Raw genomic sequence first — 3,142 nt, 5'->3', positions numbered from 1 at the left:
GCACATGCTGCGGACATTTACCTTCCCGCTTCAGCAATGCCAGCGCCCGCCCATACGTCGGGGCTTTATCTGTGTTGATCAACCGTGGAATTTGCAGGCGCTTCGTATTATTCAGAAGTTTACCCATAAAGCGATAGGCGGCTTTGGTGTGACGACGTGAAGACAGGTAAAAGTCAATGGTGCAGCCCCTGCTGTCGACGGCGCGGTACAGATAAGCCCAGCGTCCGTTGACCTTCACGTAGGTTTCATCGAGATGCCATGAGCCAAAACCGGAAGGTTGACGCCAGTACCAGCGCCGCCGCTTTTCCATTTCAGGTGCAGAACGCTGAACCCATCGATAAATCGTGGTGTGATCGACATTTACCCCTCGCTCAGCCAGCATCTCCTGCAGCTCACGATAACTGATGCCATATTTGCAGTACCAGCGGACGGCCCACAGGATAATATGACACTCAAAATGTCGACCTTTAAATGGGTTCATGTGCTGCTCCTTCAACTAAACAGTGGCATCAGTTTACCATCGCCAGATCTTTGCAACAGTGCCCCTCTCTGCGCCTGCCGCAGGCGCTGAACGTCGATTGTCAGGCCCAGAGCTAGCGCGTGACGCAAACGGTGCAGCTGCAGGAAGTAATGAAGCTGCTGGAAGAGAGCTCGCGCCTAACGCTGATAGAAGTGGTGCTGCCGCAGCAGGACATTCCGTCGCTGCTTGCATCAGCATAATGGCAGCTAAACTGCAATTGAGTGCGCAATTCAGACTGTTGCCCGTGGGCAAAAAGCACTAACCCCGTTAAGGTAACGATCGCTTAGATTTTACTTTCGCTGAGCGTTGTTATTTTAACGGGGGGGAATTTATAGTGTGTCTAATTGACGTAAGTGGAGCAAAACAATAATGACTAAGTATGCTTTGGTAGGTGATGTCGGCGGCACCAACGCGCGCCTGGCACTGTGTGACGTTGAGACCGGTGCTATTTTACAAGCCAAAACGTTCCCCACGACAAATTATGCCAGTCTGGAAGCGGTGATTCACGCTTATCTAGATGAACAGCAGCAGGACATTAAGCATGGCTGTATTGCCATCGCCTGCCCAATCACGGAAGACTGGGTCGAAATGACCAACCATAACTGGGCATTTTCCACCAGTAAGATGAAAACCAGTCTGGCCTTCAAGGCGCTGGAGATCATCAACGATTTTACCGCCGTATCGATGGCCATTCCGATGCTGTCGCCTGATGACGTGCTGCAGTTCGGCGGCGAACCAGCAGTCCAAGATAAGCCCGTTGCCGTGTATGGCGCGGGCACCGGTCTCGGCGTGGCGCATCTGATCCACGTTGATAAGCGCTGGGTGAGCCTGTCGGGCGAGGGCGGCCACGTGGATTTCGCCGCTAACAGCGACGAAGAAGATATGATCCTCGAGGTACTGCGCGCTGAGCTCGGCCACGTTTCCGCCGAGCGTATTCTCTCCGGCGGCGGGCTGGTAAACCTGTATCACGCGATTGTTAAATCAGATGACAGGGAGCCAGAAAACCTGAAGCCGCGCGATGTCAGCGAGCGGGCGCTCAACGGCAGTTGCACCGATTGCCGCCGTGCGCTATCGATGTTCTGCGTCTGCATGGGCCGTTTTGGCGGCAACCTAGCGCTGAACCTCGGCACTTTTGGCGGCGTGTACATCGCCGGAGGCATCGTGCCGCGTTTCTTGGAGTTCTTTAAAGCTTCCGGATTCCGTGCAGCGTTTGAAGATAAGGGCCGTTTCCGCGACTACACCTCGCACATTCCGGTCTTCATGATCACTTACGATCAGCCCGGCCTGCTGGGCGCGGGCGCGCACCTGCGTCAGACCTTGGGCCGCGTACTGTAATCTCCATGCTGATGCGGTGCTACAGCCGCATCAGCTGGCGAAACTCCTTCACCTTGCTGCGGCTGACCGGAACCTAGAACTCCATATCGCGCAGCTTGCGAATAGGTGTTGTTGAACCACGGCTCAATCTCGCGGATCTTACTCAGGTTCACGCAGTATGAGCGGTGGCAGCGAAAGAAATACTCCTCCGGCAGGCGACTGTAAAATTCGGTGATATTCATCGACATCACATACTCTTCCCGCCGCGTATAGACAAACGTCAGCTTTTCGTGGGCTTCTGCATAATAGATATCGTTGATATCGGTGACGATGATGCGTTCGTCTTTCACCAGATTAATGGTGTACGGAGCAGGGCGCGCCGCCGTGATGTGCTGGTGAAACGGCGCACGAAGCGGGCTGGTGGATAACCCGAAAGCCTCGATGTACGTCTGGGCGAAAATCCCCGATCGTTATGCGCACCTTAGATTACTGGAGTTCGCTAAACTGCTGCTGCAAGAAGCGAAAGTATGCGTCTCGCCGGGGATTGGCTTTGGTGATTACGGTGATACGCACGTGCGCTTTGCGCTGATAGAGAACAGCGACCATATTCGCCAGACGGTAAGAGGGATCAATGCGATGTTTCGTGGAGAAGGTGTGAACTACCCCAGCTAGGGGTCAGGCGCACCTGACCCTTTTCTTTATCCGGCTAATCATTACAGCATCAGATAGAAAGTACCAATCCAGATTAACAGGATAAAAGAGATCCCCATAAAAGCATATTTCACTGCAACCCTCCCTGAATACCCGTGATCGATAATCTACCGCTATTCCCCGGCAAAATAAAGATGCTTGTTCTGAGACCTTTACACTAATAGCTTTCCAGTTGCGGCATCGCCGACATGCCAACGTGCAGTCTTGCTAGTTCAGGCTGGCCCGGTTCCAGCACGATTTTTACTGGAAGGTGCTGAACGACTTTGGTGTAGTTTCCGGTGGTGTTGTCGGCGGTAATCGCGGCGAAGGTCCAGTTGGTCGCCGGTGCGATGCTGTCAATATGGCCGCGCAGCGTAACGCCGGGCGGGGCATCCACCGTCAGCAGATGCGTGCCTATCGACACCCAGACCTCCTAGAGCACCGCGCGCTGGCCAACGCTGCCGTCAATCGATGCGGTGATGTGGGTATAGGAGAAGTTGAGCTGCGACTGATCTACGCTGGCGCGTATCGCGATGATATCGGCCTGTGCCTGCTTCTGGCTGGTCTGCAATACCTCTACTTCCTTACGCGCGGCCAGCTCAGCGCTTAACAGACATA

3 protein-coding genes and 3 pseudogenes are annotated in these 3,142 nt (G+C 54.3%); 2 read left to right on the top strand and 4 right to left on the bottom strand.

Features of this window, described 5'->3' with window-relative positions; genetic code table 11:
• Positions 1-481 (bottom strand): IS6 family transposase (locus BBW68_RS10715; RefSeq protein ID WP_070135354.1); only part of this gene is annotated, 481 nt, incomplete at its 3' end.
• Positions 482-889: 408 nt separating this feature from the next.
• Here BBW68_RS10715 and glk point away from each other — a divergent pair.
• Positions 890-1,855: a glucokinase gene (glk, locus tag BBW68_RS10710; protein ID WP_070135353.1), complete on the top strand. Its 966-nt coding sequence runs from the start codon at positions 890-892 to the stop codon at positions 1,853-1,855.
• 73 nt (positions 1,856-1,928) lie between these two features.
• On the opposite strand, the pseudogene BBW68_RS10705 reads toward glk, so the two are convergent.
• Positions 1,929-2,211, bottom strand: a pseudogene (locus BBW68_RS10705) (LytTR family DNA-binding domain-containing protein); the annotation flags it as partial.
• Here BBW68_RS10705 and BBW68_RS10700 point away from each other — a divergent pair.
• A pseudogene (locus BBW68_RS10700) lies at positions 2,212-2,506 on the top strand (alanine transaminase); the annotation flags it as partial.
• Between the two features lie 41 nt (positions 2,507-2,547).
• On the opposite strand, the gene ypdK reads toward BBW68_RS10700, so the two are convergent.
• Positions 2,548-2,619, bottom strand: a complete 72-nt coding sequence (gene ypdK / locus BBW68_RS20740; protein WP_102135782.1) for a membrane protein YpdK — start codon at positions 2,617-2,619, stop codon at positions 2,548-2,550.
• Positions 2,620-2,702: 83 nt separating this feature from the next.
• Positions 2,703-3,142 (bottom strand): annotated as a pseudogene (locus BBW68_RS16685) (HlyD family secretion protein); the annotation flags it as partial.

The organism is Candidatus Erwinia dacicola (assembly GCF_001756855.1).
Classification (GTDB): Bacteria; Pseudomonadota; Gammaproteobacteria; order Enterobacterales; family Enterobacteriaceae; genus Erwinia; species Erwinia dacicola.
This window is presented reverse-complemented; position numbering and strand designations above follow the sequence as displayed.

Coding starts and splice junctions, on each gene's coding strand:
- glk (WP_070135353.1), top strand. CDS start 890: ATGACTAAGTATGCTTTGGTAGGTGATGTCGGCGGCACCAACGCGCGC.